The sequence below is a fragment of the Bacillus sp. ok061 genome (assembly GCF_900108285.1).
Taxonomy (GTDB): Bacteria; Bacillota; Bacilli; order Bacillales; family Bacillaceae_G; genus Bacillus_A; species Bacillus_A thuringiensis_S.
Genome location: NZ_FNUW01000029.1, coordinates 25071 through 44339, shown reverse-complemented (window position 1 = coordinate 44339; position 19269 = coordinate 25071). Strand labels below are relative to the sequence as shown.

Sequence of the window (19269 nt, the reverse complement as noted above, 5' to 3'; positions counted from 1 at the left end):
TAATATATGTAAAATATATTGGCTAATCAATTCTAACAAAAAACTGTCGTTTTTTAAAACATTTTATCGAAAAGTTTACAAAAACTTAACATAACTCTCGTTGTTCTATTAATAATATTAATATCCAATAGTGAATATCTTACTTGTAGAATGTCCTTTTCTTGCAAAAAGTATGAATGTAAAAGAAAAGCTTTACACTATAGGAATGACTACGTTATTATAGTAAATTTAAAAGGCGGTATATTCTTCCTTTTAAAAAGAAGAGTGTAAATAAATGAAGGAAGTGAACGAATGAAATTGAAGAACACTCATTTTAAAAAAATGCTTGAGTGGTTCAATAAGAGGAAGAAACTTCGTAATTCATTAATTGTATTGGGAAGTGTACTCGTTACTCTATTTATTGCTATAAATATAATAATATCCATTCAAGACATATCTGAATTAAAACAAGCTGTTCCACAACCGACTTTAATTTATGATGCAAATAATGAGGTCGCAACTAAATTAGCTTCTTCGAAAACAGAAGGTGTTAAAAGAAAAGATATTCCTGATATTATGGTTCAGGCAGTTGTTGCAGTAGAAGATAAGGGTTTTTTTAACCATCATGGTATTTATTATAGTGGAATTATAAGTGCAGTTTTTAAAAATATTACAGCAGGAGAAGTTGTAGCAGGGGGAAGTACAATTACACAGCAGCTTGCAAAGAATGTATTTCTGACACAAGATCGTACATTTTCTCGTAAAATAAAGGAATACTTTTTAACCAAAAAAATAGAACGTACTTATACAAAAGATGAAATTATTGAAATGTATATGAATCAAATTTATTTTGGGGAAGGTGCTTGGGGAATAAAGAGGGCAGCTAAATCTTATTTTGATAAAGAGGTAAAAGATTTATCAATTTCAGAAGCTGCAACGATTGCAGGTTTAATTAAAGCGCCGTCTGCGTATTCGCCTTATAAAAACTTTAATAAATCAATTGAACGACGTAATGTCGTATTAAGTTTAATGAAGGAACAGGGATATATTTCTGAAGAGCAATACAATAAAGAAAAAGAGTCAGGCCTTGTATTAAAACGTGGGGTTGATGATAAATACAAAGGTAAATACTCCCAATATGTAGACTATATAGTTAGAGAAGCGATGGATAAGTATGAATTAACACAAAATGAAATTTTAGCAGGTGGTTATCGTATTTATACAGAGCTTGATCCGAAAAAACAACAAGCTGTAGAAGATGTTGTGAATAATGATAGTTATTTCAAAGATAGTGGCTCAGATCAACTTATGCAAACGGGTGTAGTCCTTATAAATCCAAAAACAGGCGGTGTTCCAGCTTTAGTTGGAGGTAGAGGACCATATCAGTTTTTACAATTTAATCATGCTACGCAATTAAAAAGACAGCCAGGTTCAACATTAAAGCCTCTAGCTGTATATGTACCCGCTTTAGAACAAGGGTATGAAGTATACGATATATTAAAAGATGAACCATTTCATATTAAAGAATATGAACCGAAAAATAGTGATCAGGCCTTTCATGGTAATGTGACAATGTATGAAGCGGTAGCAAAGTCGTATAATGTTTCCGCTGTGTGGCTATTAGAACAAATAGGATTAGATAAAGGATTGAAATCTTTAGAGCGATTTGGTATTCCGTTAGTACCAGAAGACCGTACGTATCCAATTGCTTTAGGTGGGATGCATGTAGGGACATCACCATTTGTAATGGCCCAAGCATATAGTACATTTGCTAATGATGGGGTTCAAGTAGAGGCTCATGCAATTAGAGAAGTTCAAAATGCTGAAGGGGAAATAATAGGGAAATGGTATAAGAAAGAGACACGAGTGACGAGTGAGAAAATTGCTCAAAAGATGACGTATTTATTAAAAGGTGTTGTAGAAAAGGGAACAGGTGGAAAAGCGAAAGTTACTAATGTTGATACAGCAGGGAAGACAGGGACTACTCAACTTGTAAATGGCCCGAGCGTAGGGGCAAAGGACTCGTGGTTTGTAGGATACACACCAGATTTAGTAGGTGCAATTTGGGTAGGATATGACAAAACAGATAGCGAGCATTATGTTCCAGGTGGTAGCCAAATTACAACGACGATGTTCCGGGATATCATGAAAAAAGCAAATGCAAACCCAGCCCAAAAAGCGTTCCAATTGTCGTTAATATCTGAGGCGGACTATAAAAAACAATTGCAAACAATTGAAGAAGAAAAGCGAAGAAAAGAAGAAGAAAAGAAAAGGCAAGAAGAAGAACAAAAAAGGAAAAAAGAACAGCAAGAGTGGTTTAATAAAGTAAAAGAGTGGATTCCATCGTTATGGTAAAAAAAAGAGGCGAATTTCGTTATTCGCCTCTTTCTCATGTGAAAAATGAAGTGAGCTCATAATTAGTGAGGTAAATGCTACTATTCATTAAGAGTAATGTTCGTACTGCCAAAGGATTGAGAATCGTATGTGATGATTATTGTTCCTTTACTAATCGGTTCGTATGGTAATTCTTCTTCATAACTACCATTATTTTCATTATGGATAGACAGCGTGATTTCATCAATTCCTTTATTTGTATACTGATCTTTAATCGTTTCAGTAATTTGAAGTAGAGTTTCGTAACTAGAAGCTTTCGTAATAAGCATTCCTTTTATAACTTTTTTTTCATTATTTGTGGAATTGGAATAAAGGATGTTGTTTTGTTTCGTATACAAAAGTGTGTATGGAACTGTTTTTCTCTCTGCTTTTGAAATAGTAGAATATTTTAGAGTTAAAAAAAACCCTACACATAAAATAATGCATATCATAAGAGCAATCCAAATGCGTATCGGTGACATAACTCTCATTTTTCATCCCTCTTTCATATCTTTGACTTCATTATTTATCATACAAAATGAGGATTAAGATAGAGTAAATTTGAGGTAAAGAAACGTAAAGAAGGAGCACTTATCCTCCCAAACAAGTGCTCCTTTTTATTAAAAGAGAGATTTAATAGACAATCAAAATCACACCTATTACTTATAAATGTGTTTAGTCCTCCCAAAATATTATCGGAAATTGTGGTTAGTAAATTCGGAAGACAGATAGTGTCGCAGTTGTATCGCCCGTGTTAGGAATAGAAATAGTATTTGCTGTAGGTTGTACAGAAATCGTTGTACCAGCTTGTAAAGTAACGATTGTAGAGAAAGAAACAGCACTACCGATAACATTAGTTGAAAAATTACGAGTAGGTGGTTGGCCATTGAATGAAATACCGAATCCAAACGGTGAAGGGCCTGGGAAAGTTGTAGATGCCGAGAAACTAATATCATATACGCCTGTTTCTAAAACTGTTAAAGTATCTGTAGTGTCATTAAAATTAATATTATTTATTTCAAAAACTCGATTGAATTGGATATTCATTCCAGGTGATATTGTTTGAGCATTGGAGTTTCCTATTGCAGCTATAATTACCGGAATCGGAGTACCCGCTGGTCCAGTAGCGCCTCCACCTAGGAACCAGATCCATATTGAACTAAGACAGCTTGAATAGCTTGGCCGAGAGCTTGAAGAAGTCTAACAAATTATTTAAGTTCGGACTTAGAGATGTTGATATAACTACAAGCTCTTACTTCGCAACAATCATTACCATAAAATACTTTCCCTTTATTTTTGTTGTTTATCTTTTCATTCCTTTCTTTTATAGAATAAATAGTCGTTACTATATATTAAAATGAAATTTAAATTAAATTCGTGATGGACAAACTACTATTTCTCAAAAAATAAGAAGTTTACCTACCTAACACGAACAATAAAGAAGTAGAGAAAAATCTATATGTTTTAAAGAGATCAAATTAGCATAAAAAACTCCCTTTAATTGTTAGAGTGTGCTTAACAATTAAAGGGAGTTAATAGGACAGCATTATCATTTTATAAGTTAATTGCTTCACGATTTACTTTAGGTAAAATCGGAATAGAAATAGTGAAGGTTGTACCGTCTGGAGCACTGGTCATTTTGAGCGTACCGTTATGATTTTGGATGATTTTTTTTGTTACTGATAAGCCTAGTCCTGTCCCCGAATCCTTCGTTGAGAAGAATGGATCAAAGATATATTCTTGAATAGCTAGAGGAATACCAACTCCATTGTCTGTGAAAGTAATCCGAACGAAGTTATCTAGGCGATAACTAGTGATTTGAATAGAAAGAGGCTTTTCGCCTTGAGCATCGACGGCATTTTGAAATAGGTTTAAAAATACTTGAACAAGTTCATGTCGATCAATATTGACTAAAATATCATCTAATTCATTAGAAAAGTTATAATCAATTGAAATGTTATGCAAGAAGACTTCACTAGCTAGTAACTGTTGAATATAGTCGCATAAAAATGTATTAATAGGAAACGGTTCTCTTGTAAATTCACGTGTTTTTGAAATGGCTAAAAATTTTGTGATAATACTATTTGCACGATCTAATTCAGGGATAAGTAAGCTTTTAAATAACTCTTTATTTGATGGAGAAACACTTTCTTGTAAAAATTGTAAGTATCCTCGTACTGTCGTAAGAGGGTTTCGTACCTCGTGTGCAATTCCGGCTGCGATTCGTCCTGCTAACGAAAACTTCTCTGCATCACGCTCTGTGTTTAAATAATGAAAGACACTAATAACCCTAAAAATCTCCCCGTTATAATCGCGAATAATTCGGTTGTTTATAATGCCATAGTTTTTGTCTAAAACTTCTTCATTATATATTTCTGTTCCCGTTCTTAATGTTTCAATCGCTTTAATTTTTTCTTCCGGCAAGTTTAGTAATTGTTGAATCGGTTTTCCGATAATATCATTTCGTATTACACCGAAATCATCTGCGGCAACTTGATTACATAAAGTAATATTCCCTTTACTATCGACAAAGGTTACATGATGTGAAAAGGCATCAAAAATATGTACAAAGTGTTTTTCAAGTTGTTCAAATAAAAATAATGAATCACAAGTAAGTTGAAAATGAGCCTCTTTATTCTCTTTTGGTATTTCTTGAATGGAATGAGTTGTTCTAGTTTTCTTTATTTGTAAACCAATATGTGGATTTTTGTATGTGAAATGATGTGGTAATTGATTTACAAGTTCTTCATAAAAACGCACTTTATTTTCTAGTTCTTCAATTCGTTTTTCATGAGATACAGTAGCATCGTTTGGAAGCATAAATAAATAACCCCTCATTTTAAAAATTCTTCCATATAGTATATCATATTTTAATAAGGATACTCTTAAAGAAAGGGCTACTTAATGAAATTGATTAGCCAAAGTGTTTGGGGAGTGAATAGAAGATAAAGTTAAAAAGGGAGGAATATATGTGCTGTTCATTGGAGTGACAGGATGGGGAGATCATGATTCTTTATACATAGATTCCTATGAAAATAGAAATAAATTACGAACATATAGTGAGTATTTTCCTATTGTGGAAGTGGATAGTTCATTTTACGCGATGCAACCTGCACGAAATTATATAAAATGGGCAATGGAAACGCCGAAAGATTTTTCTTTTGTCGTAAAAGCGTATCAAGGAATGACAGGACATATGAAAGGGGAAATTCCTTTTTCTACGTTTGATGAGATGTTTGATGTGTATAAGCAGTCTATTCTTCCTTTAATAGAAGCTAATAAATTAAAAACAATTTTATTTCAATATCCACCATGGTTTGATTGCAAAAAGAAAAATGTAGATTTTCTTCGATATACGAAAGAAAAAATGGAAGGTTTACCATGTGCAATAGAATTTCGAAATCAAACATGGTTTTATCCAGAAATGAGAGATAAGACGTTACAGTTTCTAGAACAGGAGGAATGGGTTCATACAATTTGTGATGAACCACAGGCTGGGATAGGTTCTGTGCCACTCGTATTAGAGGTTACGAATTCAAACATGGCATTAATACGTTTTCACGGTCGAAATGTTCATGGTTGGCTTGATAAAGGGGAAAATTGGAGAGCGGTCCGTTGTTTATATCGCTACAACAATAAAGAACTGGGAGAATGGGTTGAACGACTAGAGCAATTAAAAAAGAAAACAAAGGATATATACGTACTGTTTAACAACAATTCAGGTGGGGATGCAGCAGATAATGCGAAACAGCTTATGAAAATGATGAACATTACATATGGTGAGCCGAAGCCGGAGCAATTAAATTTTTTTGAATGATAATAAACAAGAAAGGCACTGTACAAACAGGGGGAATGTACAGTGCCTTTCTATATGAAAAAGAGGGGTAACAATGTTACTGAGCGTTTGGTTGATTCATCAATTGTTGGCTTCATAATAAATGATAATGGTTATCATTATCATTGTCAATGGTTTTTCTAAAAATATATAAAAAACTTTGTATATTTTAAATAGAGATAAAAAAAGAACAGCATTAATGCTGTTCTTTTCCGTTGACGAATTGTTGTAAATCAAAAGGAGTTATCGCCTGGATAAATTCTTTTGAGATAAGTGTTTGCACGAGAGTGCTCTCAGAGATAGAAGCACCTGTTTTCTTTTCGTAAGCTTGTTTTAATAAATCAAGTTTTTCAGCCGTTTCTTTTGGTAATTCAATTGTAAGTGTGTTCATAATTTCTCCCCCTTATTATTAGAGTACCACTACAGTATAGGAGAGACAAGAAAAGAGAATATGAAATATAAAAAAGGTTACCAAATTTTCAAATGGTAACCTTTTTTATGTATAAGAGTTATTAAGCAATACCGATATACTTTAAAGTTTTTGATGGAGTACTGTGATCAAAGAAGTGTTGTAAAAATGCAATATCAACACCTGATTTGTATGCACAATAACCCCAAGTTTTTCGAAGTGTATGTGAGCTAATCCCTTCTAATCCAACTTCTTTTGCAGCTTTGTTTAAAATGTACCATGCATGTTGTCTCGTAATAGATTTTGTTCCTTTTTGAGATTTTAACAATGGTTCATTACGTTTCCAAGTTTTACGTTCTTTCATGTAGTCTTCGATTGCGTGCTGTAAGTCTTCATTTACAGCAAACCATTTATGTTTCTTCACTTTTTCATTGTAAAATAAAATGGAATGGCGAACATTTTCATTTTCATCGATTACATCACTAACTTTTAATTGTAAGATTTCACTTACTTTTAAGCCAGAATTTACAGCTAATACGAATAATAAGCCATCACGTTTCGAAGATTGTAAAAGTATATTTTTGATAGTTTCTAATTGTTTTTCATTTTGAATAGGTTGTCCTGCTTGTTTCATTTCACGCACTCTCCTCTTTTATATGTGTAAAGGAAAGGATTAACTTGTTTCTTACTATAAAGGGAGAGTGTGAATTTCATGTGAACTCCTAGTGAAATTAAGACAAATTATTTGACTTCTTTTACTTTTTGTAAATTGAAATAGAATACAACACTGTTAGTCGTATTATACACACCGTACTCGGCATGATGGAGGTCTAGAATGTTTTTTACAATAGATAATCCGAGACCGGTACCTCCGGTGTGACGGCTACGTGATGCATCCAAGCGATAGAAGCGATCCCAAATTTTTTCAAGACTTTCTTCAGGGATAGGGTTTCCTGTATTTTCGATTTCGATTTTTACGGTATCTTCTGCTTCTATAATGGAGACTTGTATTTTTTCTCCATCCGGCGTATAGCGGATTGCATTACTTAGTAAGTTCACAACTACTTGCTCAATACGGCTACGATTTGCTTTAACAAGTATAGAAGGGTCTGCATCGACGTTCACTTGTAGATGCTTTTCTTCCATGCTAAATAATAATTTTGTATAGACTTGTTGCGTTAATTCACCAATTGAGAACGTCGTCATATCTAGTTTGTAAGTACCAGATTCTAACTTTGCTAATTCTAACATTTCAACAATCAGCCTGTTCATATTTTCTGTTTCTTCTAAAATAACATCAGTATAATACGAAGTATCCTTACTAACACCATCTTTAATACCTTCTGCAAAACTTCTAATTACACTCAGTGGTGTTTTTAATTCGTGTGATACGCCAGAAATGAATTCTTTTCTTGTTTTCTCTAATTGACGTTCACGTTCAATGTCTTGTTGTAACTTTGTATTGGCAACATTTAATCGATCGATTCGATCTTTTAAATTTACAGATAATGTATTGATACTGCCGGAAAGCCCACCAATTTCATCGTCGGCTGTAACAGGTAATTTCTCGCTGAAATCAAAATTAGCCATTTTTTTTGTAACACGATTCATTTTAATTAATGGCTTAACAATGATTTTTGAGTAGTAGAAGGATAATAAAATAATAACGAGAAACACGATGATTAAGGCATAAACATAATAGTCTTTTAAAACTAGCATCGCTTCATTAACGGGTTGTAAAGATGCTATCGCAAAAGCATATTCTGTAATCTTTCCGTTTTCTATAATCGGCTTTACAAAGATACTATTTTTTATATTTTCGCCGCCATCTAATATGAAAGTGTTTAATTGGTTCGAGTTAGAAGTGCCATCTCTAATAATATCTGCAAAATATTGAACGGCTTGTAATGTTTCAATATCATTTGCAAGACGAACCTCAGCTTTTGATGGGAGCTGTAACTTAGTTATAACACCTGTAAAGACGATGCGAGTTGTAGATTTGTAGCGGCTTGCAAGTCTATTCTTAGAAGGATTACCATTAATTGACTGAAAATCCGAATAGAAATGTTCGTTTTGCCATTGATTATAATTCGTTCCTAATTTTTGTGGTGTAATTATATTATTCTCTTGTACGACTCCATCAACATTAATTATTACATCTTTTTTTAAACCTAAATTTTCGAATTTATTATATTCTTCTGGTGTTAAAAGGTTATTGAGTGGAATGGAATACTGTTTATTATTATTGGGATTAAATACATCGATATAGTAATTGTTATCACTTTTAATAATACCGTTAGAATCCAAAAACTGCATATCGGCATTTGTTTTATCATGAAATTCTTGTTTTAGTTTCCTAACTTTCTCATAACTTTTATCACTTTTGTCATAATTATCTACGAATTTTTCAAAAGCAGTTTGAACTGTTTTTACTTTTTTATTAATATAAAATTTCTCTAAAAATAGAGATTGTCCTAGGAAAAAAAGTAGGAATATGATTGTAAATAAAGTTGATGTTAATAAAAATAGTTTAAAGACGATACTTCTGTTTTTCACTGCGTCACCTCTTATGAGAAATACTGTAAATGATTTCTTTATCCCGCTTTAACAGGCAATAAGACTCCCACTTCAAAATTCGGCGAATACAAGGGAGTTAGGTGGGAGATCAACTGTCCGTAAAAGCCTGATTGGTTCAACTAATAATCAGTGGAGGATGGAAAAAAACCCCACTGATTAAAGTTTCACTTTATTATAACAAACGTTACAATAAAGTAGAGGGGAGAAATCTGTCTCTTTATAAAATAGTTATTTATAAAAAGTCACATAAAAAGAACTCGCCAGACGTATGACAAGTTCTTTAGTGTATTATTGTTGAATTGCTGCATCTAAAGCGATTTCAATCATTTCGTTAAATGTAGTTTGACGCTCTTCAGATGTTGTTTCTTCGCCAGTGAAGATGTGATCGCTAACTGTTAATACAGATAATGCATTTACACCGTATTTCGCTGCTAATGTATAAAGAGCAGTTGTTTCCATTTCTACTGCTAATACACCGTAATCTCCAAGTTTTTTAACCATGTCCATGCTTTCGCGATAAAACACATCTGCTGTTAAAACGTTACCGACACGAACGTGTAATCCTTTTTCAGTTCCAGCATCGTAAGCTTTCTTTAAAAGATCAAAGTTTGCAGCTGGTGCGAAATCAAATCCTGGGAATGTTAAACGGTTCATATTAGAATCAGTACAAGCCGTCATTGCGATAATAACATCACGAACTTTTACATCTTTTTGAATTGCACCGCAAGTGCCAACGCGAATTAAATTTTTAACTCCGTAGCTTTGGATTAATTCGTTTACATAAATAGAAATAGAAGGAACACCCATACCTGTACCTTGAACAGATACACGTTTTCCTTTATAAGTTCCAGTAAAACCTAACATACCACGTACGTTATTATAGCAAGTAACATTCTCTAGAAATGTTTCAGCGATATATTTTGCACGTAATGGATCACCTGGTAATAGAATAGATTCAGCGATTTCGCCTTGTTTTGCTTCGATATGTACACTCATGAAAAGTCCTCCTTATAATGTATTGATAGAAATCAATATCATTTGCATTATACACTACGAATCCTTTCAATTAAAATCTTTTTATTATTTGTAATATGTGCAAAATAGGAGGATTTCATAAATCATAATCTAGAATATATAGCTTAAGAAGTTTTATATGAACAGAGACAATAAAAATGGTAGGTGATGTTTTGAAAAACCTTGTCATTGGGCTTATTGCGTTAGTACTTATTGTGGCAGGAGGATTTTACATAAAAAAATATCAAGAAAACGAAGAGACTGTAGGAGATGTTCAGGAAGTAAAGTGGGATGTGTCAACTGGAAAGGGAAATGAGAAAGTAGATATTGTATTTCAGTTGTTAAACAAAAAGAATAATGAAATTCGTGGTGTAAATGATCAAATTCGGGCAGTAATTGTAGATGGACAGTTAAAACACATACAACAAATTAAACCTACATTTGCAGGGAACGGGTCATATAAGTTATCTTCCAAAATAGCGAAAGACGAAGAATATACAATATTTTTATACGAAGATAAAAATAAGTCCGTAGAGTCATTCGCTAGGAAAGATTTTGGTAGAACGAAAGAGGAGAACAATAAGAAAAAAGTGAAATTTCCAATCGACAGTGTACTTACAAAAAAAATAGGAGAGTATGAAGTTTCTCTTTTATTTGGCGCATTACATCCGAATGAACCAGTTACGTTAACATTTCAGTTTCAAGCGAAAAAGGGTGAAAAATTGAAATTACATTCAGAGAGAGGAGAAGTAGAGTCACTTTATATCGTTGATGAAACGAAGGAGAACTTTTTATACGCTATGCCTGTGGATACGGGTGAGCAATTACAATACCGGATTACATTTCCTGCCGAGGGTACGTATAAAATGTGGGGGAATTTCTATATAAATGGTAAGAAATATGAAAAAGAATTTATTGTACAAGTTCAAAAAAGAAAAAACAGCTAAGAATTTAGCTGTTTTTTCTTTTTCCTATTAATTTTGTTACAGAGAGCATTGTAATTGGTAAAGAATGATTCTTCCTAAATGCTAAATATTTACCGCTCCATGCTGGTTTATATTTTTCTTTAAAATGCCGTAATCCGCTGAAACTATACGTATAACGAACGTTATTAAAGATTGCAGCAGCCACTCTTTCAGACCAGAAAGACTGTGTGGATAAACCAACATTTGAAAGTGGTGCCATACCAATATTAAAGGAGTGGTATTCATTTTCTTTTGCCCATTGGAATAAGTGGATGAAAATTGCGTCCATAATGCCGCTAGGCGCATCTGGATAATATCGCATTAAATCGACAGATAATGATCCGTTTTGATATACGGGCATGAATGTTGTGAATGCAATAATTTTTCCATCCGTATCAGATAATGTTGCAATAGGAGCGCGACTAATATATTCACGATCGAAGTATCCGAGTGAAAAACCTTTCTCTTTTTTTCCACCAAGCCATGCATCCGAAACTTTTCTTAACTCTTCATATAATTCGTCTGAGAAAGGTGGCTCATGAATAGAGAATGTATAGCCTTCTCTTTCAAAACGGTTGAAAGTAGCTCGCATCCCAGCGCGTTTCTTTCCTGTTATTGTAAATGTATTTAAATCAACAACAGCTTCTTCACCGAGCTTAAAGAAGTTATAACCAAAATCGTGATATAAACTCATCCATTTACTTTCAATTTGGTAGAATACACAAATGTATCCAAATCGATCAGCCTCAGCTAAAAACTCTTGCAATACAGTACGATAGGAGGAAGGGTCCCCGATTGGATCACCTAGTACAATAAGTCGTTTTCCAGTTATTGAGAAGAGAATGAGTGCTTTTCCATCACTACTGAAAAAGAACTGTTTATCTCCTAAAAAACCTAAATGACTAAGTACATTTCCACCATGTTCATCTAAGAAGTTTTGTAATCTTTTATCATTAGCTGGTTGCCCGGGAAATTCATTTCGATAACGATTTGCAATGAGTGAACCAATTAGTAAAAAAGTAGGAACAAAAAAGGCAGCTGCTAATGCACTTCGTTTCACTTGTGTAATATTACGAACGACAAAATCAGGTTTGAAAGCTTCTTTTGCACCTGCAAATAAAATGCCTAAGTTTTTATATAAATATAACGTTACAAGTAGGAATATAAAAACTTTTACGATATCGGAAAGTGAGACTTCCATTTTCTCACGTACAAACCTTTTACGAAGCATATACAATACAGCGAGTACGATTAATAAAATAAAAGTTTCTTCAACATCAATTCCTTTTAGTGTATTAAAAATAGCCGCTCCAATTAAAGAAACAATCGTCATATAATAAGAACGTTTTGTTCCGTAATATATCCCTCGTGAAAGAATGAGGAGGAGAATACCGAATGTTAGCGATAAGCTAAAAGAAAATTGAATAAGATGTTTTGGAGCTAGAATATGTAAGGCGTGTGCCCGATTTATACTTGTCGGTAGAATAGTTGATAAAATAACCATTAAGCCAGCAAATACTGTTAAAGCAGCAGATGCCCAAGAACCTAACTTTCCTAGAAAGTCACGCTGCAAAGTCCATATAACACCAGTTGTCTCTAATGCAGGCGCAATAAAGGGTTTATCTTCAAACTTTTTAATGGCTACTCCTGTCATTTCAAAAGCTGCAAAAATGAGACCAAGGCAGAATGGTAAGATGTAATAGACGAGACGATATAATAACATAGCAGGAAGTAAAACACCTGTATCGATGCCGTATTGCCCAAGCCCAGTTAAGAAGACAAGATCAAATGATCCAAGGCCACCAGGAACAAGACTAACGACACCAGCTAAAGCAGCAATGACATATACGCCTAAAAACTTTTGGAATTCGATTTCAATGCCAAATAATAGTAATATGACGTACATAACAATACCAGCAGATACCCATTCGACTAATGAAACTAATGAGTATAAAACAGTTGGGTTTTTCTCCTCTTCTTCTTGTCCCTCTGTTTGCATCGCTTTTCTATTTTTTAATTTAGAAAATCCGATATATATAGGGACGAAAAGAGCAAAGAAGATAAGAACAGGCCATAGCCATGGTTTTTCATGCAAAATAAATCTCGTGTCTAATATTCCGATAAGACCAAGAAATGAAAGAATGGCTAATCCATTAATAAAGGCAGTTGTCATCCAAGCGATACTTTTAATAAGTTTTCCATTTTCTTTTATGTATGGACGATAAAGCATTGTGCGTACGCCGGCTCCAACTAGACCACCAAACCCGATAAATCCGTTTAAAGTATTAGCAATCCACGAGATACGGAAAATCTTTTGGACAGGGATATCAGCTTTTAAGTAACGAAGCATAACATAGTCATAAAAGAACATTGTTGATACAGCGAATGCACCAAGTGTAATTGCTAAAAAGACTCCTCCAGTTGGAATGTTTTTAATTGTATCAATCGCTTCTAAAAAAGAAATGCCCGCTAATTCTTTTTTTGCTTGAAAGAATACAATTGTTAATACAACAAATGGGAAGATAATTTTCCCGATTTGTAAGAAACGTTTCCATGAAAACGACATAAATACAACTCTCCTTGTATAAGAAAACTGAGACAATAATATTATTATGACAAACTTCAAGAAAAATAAAAAGGTAAATTCCTGTATAGGGGAGCTATTTTTTATATAGGTATATTTAAAAGAATATTTTGTTTATCAGAAAATTAAGTTAGAATAAGGTGAAGGAAGGTGGAGGGGGAGTATATGATTATAAAAGGTTATGTAGGATATGAGTTAGAAAAAGCGAAACCTAATACATCAGAAGATTTTTTTAACAGATCTGAAGTGACATATATATTAAATGATAAAGAGAAAACTTTTTCGGTTTTATACGTTCGATATTTTGAAGAAGTTTTACAAGAAATTACTCCTTTTGAAGGAAATCCAGTGTATAAAGTAGAAGAACAAAACATATATTTGCGCGATATTGTAGCGATATGTTGTTTAGTGAAGGATAGGGAACTTCGTGCGCAAAAACGTTTGTATTTAAATAATATGGAAGAATTTCAACAATATTTTGATGAGGGAACGGTGTCGAAAGTACAAGAAATATTGGCTGAATTACATAAAAATAAAAGAGTAGAAATAGCGTGAAATGGCAAAGGAGAGAGAAAAAATGTCTAATTTGATGGTTGAAAATCAAACAGAACAAGTTTCTATATTTTTAGAAGATGCTATTAATTTGATAACCGATTATGTAAATTATCATACGTTGCCTTCTTTATTAGAGGAAACACCAGCAGGGAATGAGCAATATTATAAAGGGTTATTAGCATCAATGAGACGACTTCTCGTTTTTTGCGAAGAAGGACATGATGCATGTTTTGTTTTGTTGAATAGTCAGCCATTTCGAAAAACAGCAGCTGAAAAAATTTTATATAAGATTTACCATCAAGTAATTGCAGAGTTTTTTTCACCGAAGAGTGATTATTGGTATGAAAATAGTCGGTCTGCATATACAGGGAAAAATTCTATCGTTTTTCAACAAACACCACCTGCATCTTTGGAGCAAGTGATGAAGAGTTTAGAAGGTAAATTTCAATTGATGCGTGAAGAACTAGAATATTATGAGACGGATTATCAGACAAAGATGTTACACAAATATTGATTGAGGAAAAGAAGCTAAGGTGACTTAGCTTCTTTTCCTTTTGTACAGTTATATAAGGGATTTTCATTGAATATAGTTAAGTGGATAGCATTAGGGAGGTGCGACATGAATCAGCAAGGTGTATTTACAGATTACTTTCATGAAGTAGAAAATTGGTGTGAAAGTGTTCTTCACGTATTAGATAGCCGCGCAATGGAAGTGTATGATGTCCATATGCTTGCTTATAAAATTCAGACGTTGTTAGAGCGTATGAAAGAGCATGAGTATGAAACAGATGCAGAGTTTATGTATGAAATAAGCGATGATGTAGAACATATTCAGCATCATTTGCAGGAAGTATTTATGCAAGAAGAAGAGGAATATGAATTATATGAAAGAGGGGATAGCGAACGAGCTGTTCCAATTGGAGGACATACACTCCCGCCATTACCTTATCCGTATAATGCGTTAGAACCGTATATTTCTAAAGAAATTATGATGTTACACCATGATAAACATCATCGGAGTTACGTGGAAGGGTTAAATAAAGCAGAGAAGATGATGGAAGAAGCGAGAAAAACAAATCAATTTGATTTAATTAAGCATTGGGAAAGAGAAGCGGCTTTTCATGGGTCAGGTCATTACTTACACACGATATTTTGGAATAACATGAAAAAAGACGGTGGTGGAAGTCCAAGAGGTGCTTTTTCACAACAAATCGAACAAGATTTTGGGAGCTTTTTACGTTTCCAAAAACATTTTACAGAAGCGGCCTCTAAAGTAGAAGGTTCAGGCTGGGCGATTCTCGTTTGGGTGCCCCGGTCTGGAAGGTTAGAAATTTTGCAAAGTACACTTCATCAATTATTTACACAATGGGATACGATACCACTCCTTGTACTAGATGTCTGGGAACATGCGTATTATTTACAATACCAAAATCGAAAAGATGAATATATTAAAAATTGGTGGAATGTTGTAAATTGGCCTGATGTAGAAAAAAGGTTTGAAACTGCGAAACAAATTGAATGGACACCATATTAGGCGCAAATTCTCTGCGTCTTTTTTAATGGAAGCAGAAGGAAGATTTCGTTCATATTTTAAAAGGCCAAGCATACACTTGTACAAAAAGTGCCAAAAGGACGTGGGGGGAAATATGAGACGAATTTGTGTAATTATTACGCTTCTTATTATGTATGCAAGCGTTATGCCGATTCCTACATATGCAAAGATGAACAGCAATGTTAGTGCTCGAAATGCTGTATTAATGGAGCAACAGTCTGGTCGTGTACTATACGGAAAAGCAGAACATGAGCCTCAAAAAATTGCTAGTATAACAAAAATTATGACCGCCTTGTTAGCTGCTGAATCAGGGAAGATGAAAGAAATGGTGTCAGTTAGTAATGAAGCGGTGAGGGTGGAAGGATCGGCAATCTATTTAAAGCCTGGACAAAAAGTGAAGTTAGAAGATTTAGTATACGGACTCATGCTTAGATCTGGTAATGACGCAGCGCAAGTAATTGCTGAAAGTGTGGGTGGGAGTATAGATGGATTCGTATATTTAATGAATGAAAAAGCGAAAGAAATTGGAATGAAAGACACGCACTTCTCAAACCCTCATGGCTTAGATGGAGATGGATCACATTATTCGTCGGCTTACGATATGGCGTTATTAACGAAATATGCAATGGGAAACGAGTCATTTAAGAAAATCTTTGGAACAAAAACGTATAAATCCGATTCTTGGGATTATCCGTGGAAAAATAAACATAAGCTGGTAACGTCTTATTATGAATTTGCAACAGGAGGAAAAACAGGCTTTACGAAGAAAGCTGGGCGAACGCTTGTTACAACTGCATCAAAAGATGGATTAGACTTAATTGTCGTAACTTTGAGTGCTTCTAGTGATTGGGATGATCATATGAATCTCTTTGACAAAGGATTTGAACGTTTCAAGCAAACGAAAGTTTTGGGACAAGGAGCAATTGCTGAAATAAATGAAAAGAAGTATGCCAACCATGTTTATACGAAAAATAGTTTTTCAGTGCCGTTAACTGAAGAGGAAAGAAAGAACGTGTTATTAAAAGTTGAACTGGATAAAAGTATAGCGCTTGAGGATGGAGTAAAGGTTGGAAAGACAGATGTTTATGTTGGCAATGAGAAAGTTGGAGAACGGAATTTATTTTATAGTAAACGGAAGTTAGTAGCTACAACAGGACTTTACTGGAATAATGTGAAAGAAATTTTTTCTTACATGATAGGTGTTGGGAACGATGGTTAATCTCGTATGGGTAGCGATGGCTGTCATTGGGATTGTATACGCCATGATAAATGGAACGATGGAAGAAGTGAATAAAGCTGTATTTGACGGAGCAAAAGATGCAGTAACGATTTGTATAGGACTTATTAGTGTTTTAGTATTTTGGCTTGGTTTAATGAAAATTGCAGAGGAAGCCGGATTGTTAAAAAAATTAGTTTCACTTTTTATGCCGATAGTAAAAAGGTTGTTTCCAGAAATACCAAAGGATCATCCGTCCATGGGATTTATTCTATCAAATATGATGGCAAACTTTTTTGGTCTAGGTAATGCAGCAACCCCTCTTGGTATTAAAGCGATGGAACAACTAAAAGAGTTAAATGGAGGAAAGGATTCGGCGAGCCGTTCTATGGTGACGTTTCTAGCATTAAATACATCAGCTATTACATTAATCCCTACGACAGTCATTTCAATTCGAATGACGTATGAATCAGCCAATCCTACTGAAATTGTTGGGGTAACATTTATTGCACAAGTACTTTCTATGATTGGAGCAATTTGGATTGACCGCTATTTTTACCGAAGAAGGAGTAGAAAGGGGCGGAAAAAATGAGTATTGTAAATGCAATATCCTTATGGGTAATCCCTTGTGTAATTGGTTTTATCCTTTTATATGGCACGATAAAGAAAGTGCCGACGTATGAATCGTTCGTTGAGGGAGGAAAAGAAGGGATTCAAATTGCAATTTCCATTTTACCATTTATGGTTGGAATGCTTGTGTCTATTTCTATATTCCGATCGTCAGGTGCGCTAGATGCAATGATATCAGTAATGAAGCCAATGTTAGATTTAATTCATGTTCCAGCAGAAATCGTTCCATTAGCACTAATACGCCCTATTTCTGGTTCTGCTGGTCTAAGTATTACGACTGATTTAATTGCCACATATGGGCCAGACTCATTCATTGGGAGATTAGCTTCTACGATGCAAGGGAGTACAGATACGACTTTTTATATTTTAACAGTATACTTTGGAGCTGTTGGTATTAGAAAAATGGGAGATGCATTAAAAGTAGGGCTTTTTGCAGATTTAATCGGAATTATTTGCTCGATTGTCTTTGTTTCCCTATTGTTTCAGTAAAGCTATTCATTTTTTATGCTATTTCGCGTATAATACGTATACGACCACTATTAAGGTGTAGCTTAATAGTGGTTTTTTTATGTGGTATTTTTGACAAAATGATGAACTTTTATTGTGAGAAATATGAAAAATATGGACAATAATAAAGGATAAAAACATGATTTGACCTTTATATGTTTAATATCGTCGCTATGTTGTTTAAGTGAGATGGAGCGAATAACCGTAAAGCGTATGCGGTTGCCAAGTCTTTCTAATGTAAGGTAAGATAAATTCGAGGTGAAAAAAAGAAATGGAACGATTACAAAAAGTGATTGCGCAAGCAGGTATTGCATCGAGAAGAAAGGCTGAGGAATTAATTCAGCAAGGAAAAGTGAAAGTTAACGGAAAAATAGTGAAAGAGTTAGGAACAAAAGTAACTCCTCAAGATAAAGTAGAAGTAAATAACATCCCTCTTGAAAAAGAAGAACCTGTTTATTTTTTACTATATAAACCAACTGGTGTAATTTCAAGTGTATCAGATGATAAAGGTAGAAGTGTTGTAACAGACTTTTTCCCTGAAATTACACAACGTTTATTCCCAATCGGACGTCTAGATTATGATACGTCAGGAGTATTATTAATGACAAACGACGGGGACTTCGCAAATATATTAATGCATCCTAAATATAAAGTTGAAAAAACGTATGTTGCAAAAATAAAAGGCCCATTAACAGGTGAGAAAATTCGCATGTTAGAACGCGGTGTTGCACTAGAAGACGGTAAAACAGCACCAGCACATGTGAAAATTATTTCTTGGGACAAGCGTAAAGAAATGGCTATTGTACAATTAACAATTCATGAAGGACGTAACCGTCAAGTACGTCGTATGTTTGAAGCGTTAGATTGTAAAGTGGTGAAATTAAAACGTGAACGTTATGCTTTCTTAGAAGTAGGAAGCCTGCGACCTGGTGATGCGAGAGAATTGACACCACATGAGGTGAAACAATTACGCGCGCTTGCTTCTACAAAGCCAAGATAAGCTATAGAGTTAAAAATTCACCAGTGGAGTGCTCTGCTGGTGATTTATTCAATACAACATTTACAGAAGATAA

General features: G+C 34.1%; 17 protein-coding genes and 1 pseudogene. 10 read left to right on the top strand and 8 right to left on the bottom strand.

The features are described 5' to 3' along the window. Positions 1–291: 291 nt before the first annotated feature. Positions 292–2334, top strand: a complete 2043-nt coding sequence (locus tag C4S65_RS27185) for a PBP1A family penicillin-binding protein (protein WP_061666712.1) — start codon at positions 292–294, stop codon at positions 2332–2334. A gap of 80 nt (positions 2335–2414) precedes the next feature. Here C4S65_RS27185 and C4S65_RS27180 read toward each other — a convergent pair whose 3' ends face one another. The 3 genes and pseudogenes from C4S65_RS27180 to C4S65_RS27170 form a co-directional block, all read right to left on the bottom strand. After that, positions 2415–2843 (bottom strand): hypothetical protein, encoded by a 429-nt coding sequence (locus C4S65_RS27180; protein ID WP_001265586.1) that lies wholly within the window; start codon positions 2841–2843, stop codon positions 2415–2417. A gap of 217 nt (positions 2844–3060) precedes the next feature. After that, positions 3061–3659, bottom strand: a pseudogene (locus C4S65_RS27175) (Gly-Xaa-Xaa repeat protein). Between the two features lie 247 nt (positions 3660–3906). Continuing rightward, a complete protein-coding gene (locus tag C4S65_RS27170) occupies positions 3907–5172 on the bottom strand; it encodes an ATP-binding protein (RefSeq protein ID WP_061666710.1) in 1266 nt (421 codons plus the stop codon). A gap of 151 nt (positions 5173–5323) precedes the next feature. Here C4S65_RS27170 and C4S65_RS27165 point away from each other — a divergent pair, with 151 nt between their 5' ends. Beyond that, on the top strand, positions 5324–6169 hold the full coding sequence (locus C4S65_RS27165) for a DUF72 domain-containing protein (protein WP_061666709.1): 846 nt from the start codon (positions 5324–5326) through the stop codon (positions 6167–6169). Between the two features lie 214 nt (positions 6170–6383). Here the strand turns inward: C4S65_RS27165 and C4S65_RS27160 are convergent, their stop codons facing one another. The 4 genes from C4S65_RS27160 to deoD all read right to left on the bottom strand — a co-directional run bounded on the left by C4S65_RS27160 (position 6384) and on the right by deoD (position 10169). After that, a complete protein-coding gene (locus C4S65_RS27160) occupies positions 6384–6578 on the bottom strand; it encodes a DUF3924 domain-containing protein (protein ID WP_001094860.1) in 195 nt (64 codons plus the stop codon). Between the two features lie 121 nt (positions 6579–6699). Continuing rightward, complete coding sequence (locus C4S65_RS27155) at positions 6700–7230, bottom strand: tyrosine-type recombinase/integrase (RefSeq protein WP_000806236.1); 531 nt, start codon at positions 7228–7230, stop codon at positions 6700–6702. 107 nt (positions 7231–7337) lie between these two features. Beyond that, complete coding sequence (locus C4S65_RS27150; protein ID WP_000797506.1) at positions 7338–9152, bottom strand: ATP-binding protein; 1815 nt, start codon at positions 9150–9152, stop codon at positions 7338–7340. Positions 9153–9461: 309 nt separating this feature from the next. Then, complete coding sequence (deoD, locus tag C4S65_RS27140) at positions 9462–10169, bottom strand: purine-nucleoside phosphorylase (protein WP_098838531.1); 708 nt, start codon at positions 10167–10169, stop codon at positions 9462–9464. Between the two features lie 176 nt (positions 10170–10345). Here deoD and C4S65_RS27135 point away from each other — a divergent pair, with 176 nt between their 5' ends. Next, positions 10346–11134, top strand: a complete 789-nt coding sequence (locus tag C4S65_RS27135) for a hypothetical protein (RefSeq protein ID WP_098222675.1) — start codon at positions 10346–10348, stop codon at positions 11132–11134. A 4-nt stretch (positions 11135–11138) separates the two neighbouring features. Here the strand turns inward: C4S65_RS27135 and mprF are convergent, their stop codons facing one another. Continuing rightward, the gene (gene mprF / locus C4S65_RS27130; protein ID WP_086406464.1) at positions 11139–13718 is read right to left on the bottom strand and encodes a bifunctional lysylphosphatidylglycerol flippase/synthetase MprF; all 2580 of its coding nucleotides are present in this window, start codon (positions 13716–13718) and stop codon (positions 11139–11141) included. A 183-nt stretch (positions 13719–13901) separates the two neighbouring features. Between mprF and C4S65_RS27125 the strand changes: the two genes are divergently transcribed. The 7 genes from C4S65_RS27125 (at position 13902) to rluB (ending at position 19196) form a co-directional block, all read left to right on the top strand. Further along, on the top strand, positions 13902–14291 hold the full coding sequence (locus C4S65_RS27125) for a hypothetical protein (RefSeq protein WP_000584361.1): 390 nt from the start codon (positions 13902–13904) through the stop codon (positions 14289–14291). 22 nt (positions 14292–14313) lie between these two features. Continuing rightward, entirely contained in the window at positions 14314–14805 is a 492-nt protein-coding gene (locus tag C4S65_RS27120) for a YpuI family protein (RefSeq protein WP_000067553.1), read from the top strand. A gap of 105 nt (positions 14806–14910) precedes the next feature. Continuing rightward, complete coding sequence (locus C4S65_RS27115; RefSeq protein WP_001075742.1) at positions 14911–15825, top strand: superoxide dismutase; 915 nt, start codon at positions 14911–14913, stop codon at positions 15823–15825. Between the two features lie 112 nt (positions 15826–15937). After that, a complete protein-coding gene (locus C4S65_RS27110; RefSeq protein ID WP_001252624.1) occupies positions 15938–17062 on the top strand; it encodes a D-alanyl-D-alanine carboxypeptidase family protein in 1125 nt (374 codons plus the stop codon). After that, a complete protein-coding gene (gene spmA / locus C4S65_RS27105) occupies positions 17055–17651 on the top strand; it encodes a spore maturation protein SpmA (RefSeq protein ID WP_000247810.1) in 597 nt (198 codons plus the stop codon). The genes C4S65_RS27110 and spmA overlap by 8 nt, the downstream gene beginning before the upstream one ends. Continuing rightward, the gene (gene spmB / locus C4S65_RS27100) at positions 17648–18178 is read left to right on the top strand and encodes a spore maturation protein SpmB (protein ID WP_000029480.1); all 531 of its coding nucleotides are present in this window, start codon (positions 17648–17650) and stop codon (positions 18176–18178) included. Before spmA ends, spmB begins: the two co-directional genes overlap by 4 nt. Positions 18179–18467: 289 nt before the next feature. Next, a complete protein-coding gene (gene rluB, locus C4S65_RS27095) occupies positions 18468–19196 on the top strand; it encodes a 23S rRNA pseudouridine(2605) synthase RluB (protein ID WP_000440553.1) in 729 nt (242 codons plus the stop codon). Positions 19197–19269 lie beyond the last annotated feature (73 nt).

Coding starts and splice junctions, on each gene's coding strand:
- spmA (WP_000247810.1), top strand. CDS start 17,055: ATGGTTAATCTCGTATGGGTAGCGATGGCTGTCATTGGGATTGTATAC.
- C4S65_RS27135 (WP_098222675.1), top strand. CDS start 10,346: ATGGTAGGTGATGTTTTGAAAAACCTTGTCATTGGGCTTATTGCGTTA.
- C4S65_RS27170 (WP_061666710.1), bottom strand. CDS start 5,172: ATGCTTCCAAACGATGCTACTGTATCTCATGAAAAACGAATTGAAGAA.
- C4S65_RS27185 (WP_061666712.1), top strand. CDS start 292: ATGAAATTGAAGAACACTCATTTTAAAAAAATGCTTGAGTGGTTCAAT.
- mprF (WP_086406464.1), bottom strand. CDS start 13,718: ATGTCGTTTTCATGGAAACGTTTCTTACAAATCGGGAAAATTATCTTC.
- C4S65_RS27160 (WP_001094860.1), bottom strand. CDS start 6,578: ATGAACACACTTACAATTGAATTACCAAAAGAAACGGCTGAAAAACTT.
- C4S65_RS27155 (WP_000806236.1), bottom strand. CDS start 7,230: ATGAAACAAGCAGGACAACCTATTCAAAATGAAAAACAATTAGAAACT.
- C4S65_RS27125 (WP_000584361.1), top strand. CDS start 13,902: ATGATTATAAAAGGTTATGTAGGATATGAGTTAGAAAAAGCGAAACCT.
- deoD (WP_098838531.1), bottom strand. CDS start 10,169: ATGAGTGTACATATCGAAGCAAAACAAGGCGAAATCGCTGAATCTATT.
- C4S65_RS27115 (WP_001075742.1), top strand. CDS start 14,911: ATGAATCAGCAAGGTGTATTTACAGATTACTTTCATGAAGTAGAAAAT.
- rluB (WP_000440553.1), top strand. CDS start 18,468: ATGGAACGATTACAAAAAGTGATTGCGCAAGCAGGTATTGCATCGAGA.
- C4S65_RS27120 (WP_000067553.1), top strand. CDS start 14,314: ATGTCTAATTTGATGGTTGAAAATCAAACAGAACAAGTTTCTATATTT.
- C4S65_RS27180 (WP_001265586.1), bottom strand. CDS start 2,843: ATGAGAGTTATGTCACCGATACGCATTTGGATTGCTCTTATGATATGC.
- C4S65_RS27110 (WP_001252624.1), top strand. CDS start 15,938: ATGAGACGAATTTGTGTAATTATTACGCTTCTTATTATGTATGCAAGC.
- spmB (WP_000029480.1), top strand. CDS start 17,648: ATGAGTATTGTAAATGCAATATCCTTATGGGTAATCCCTTGTGTAATT.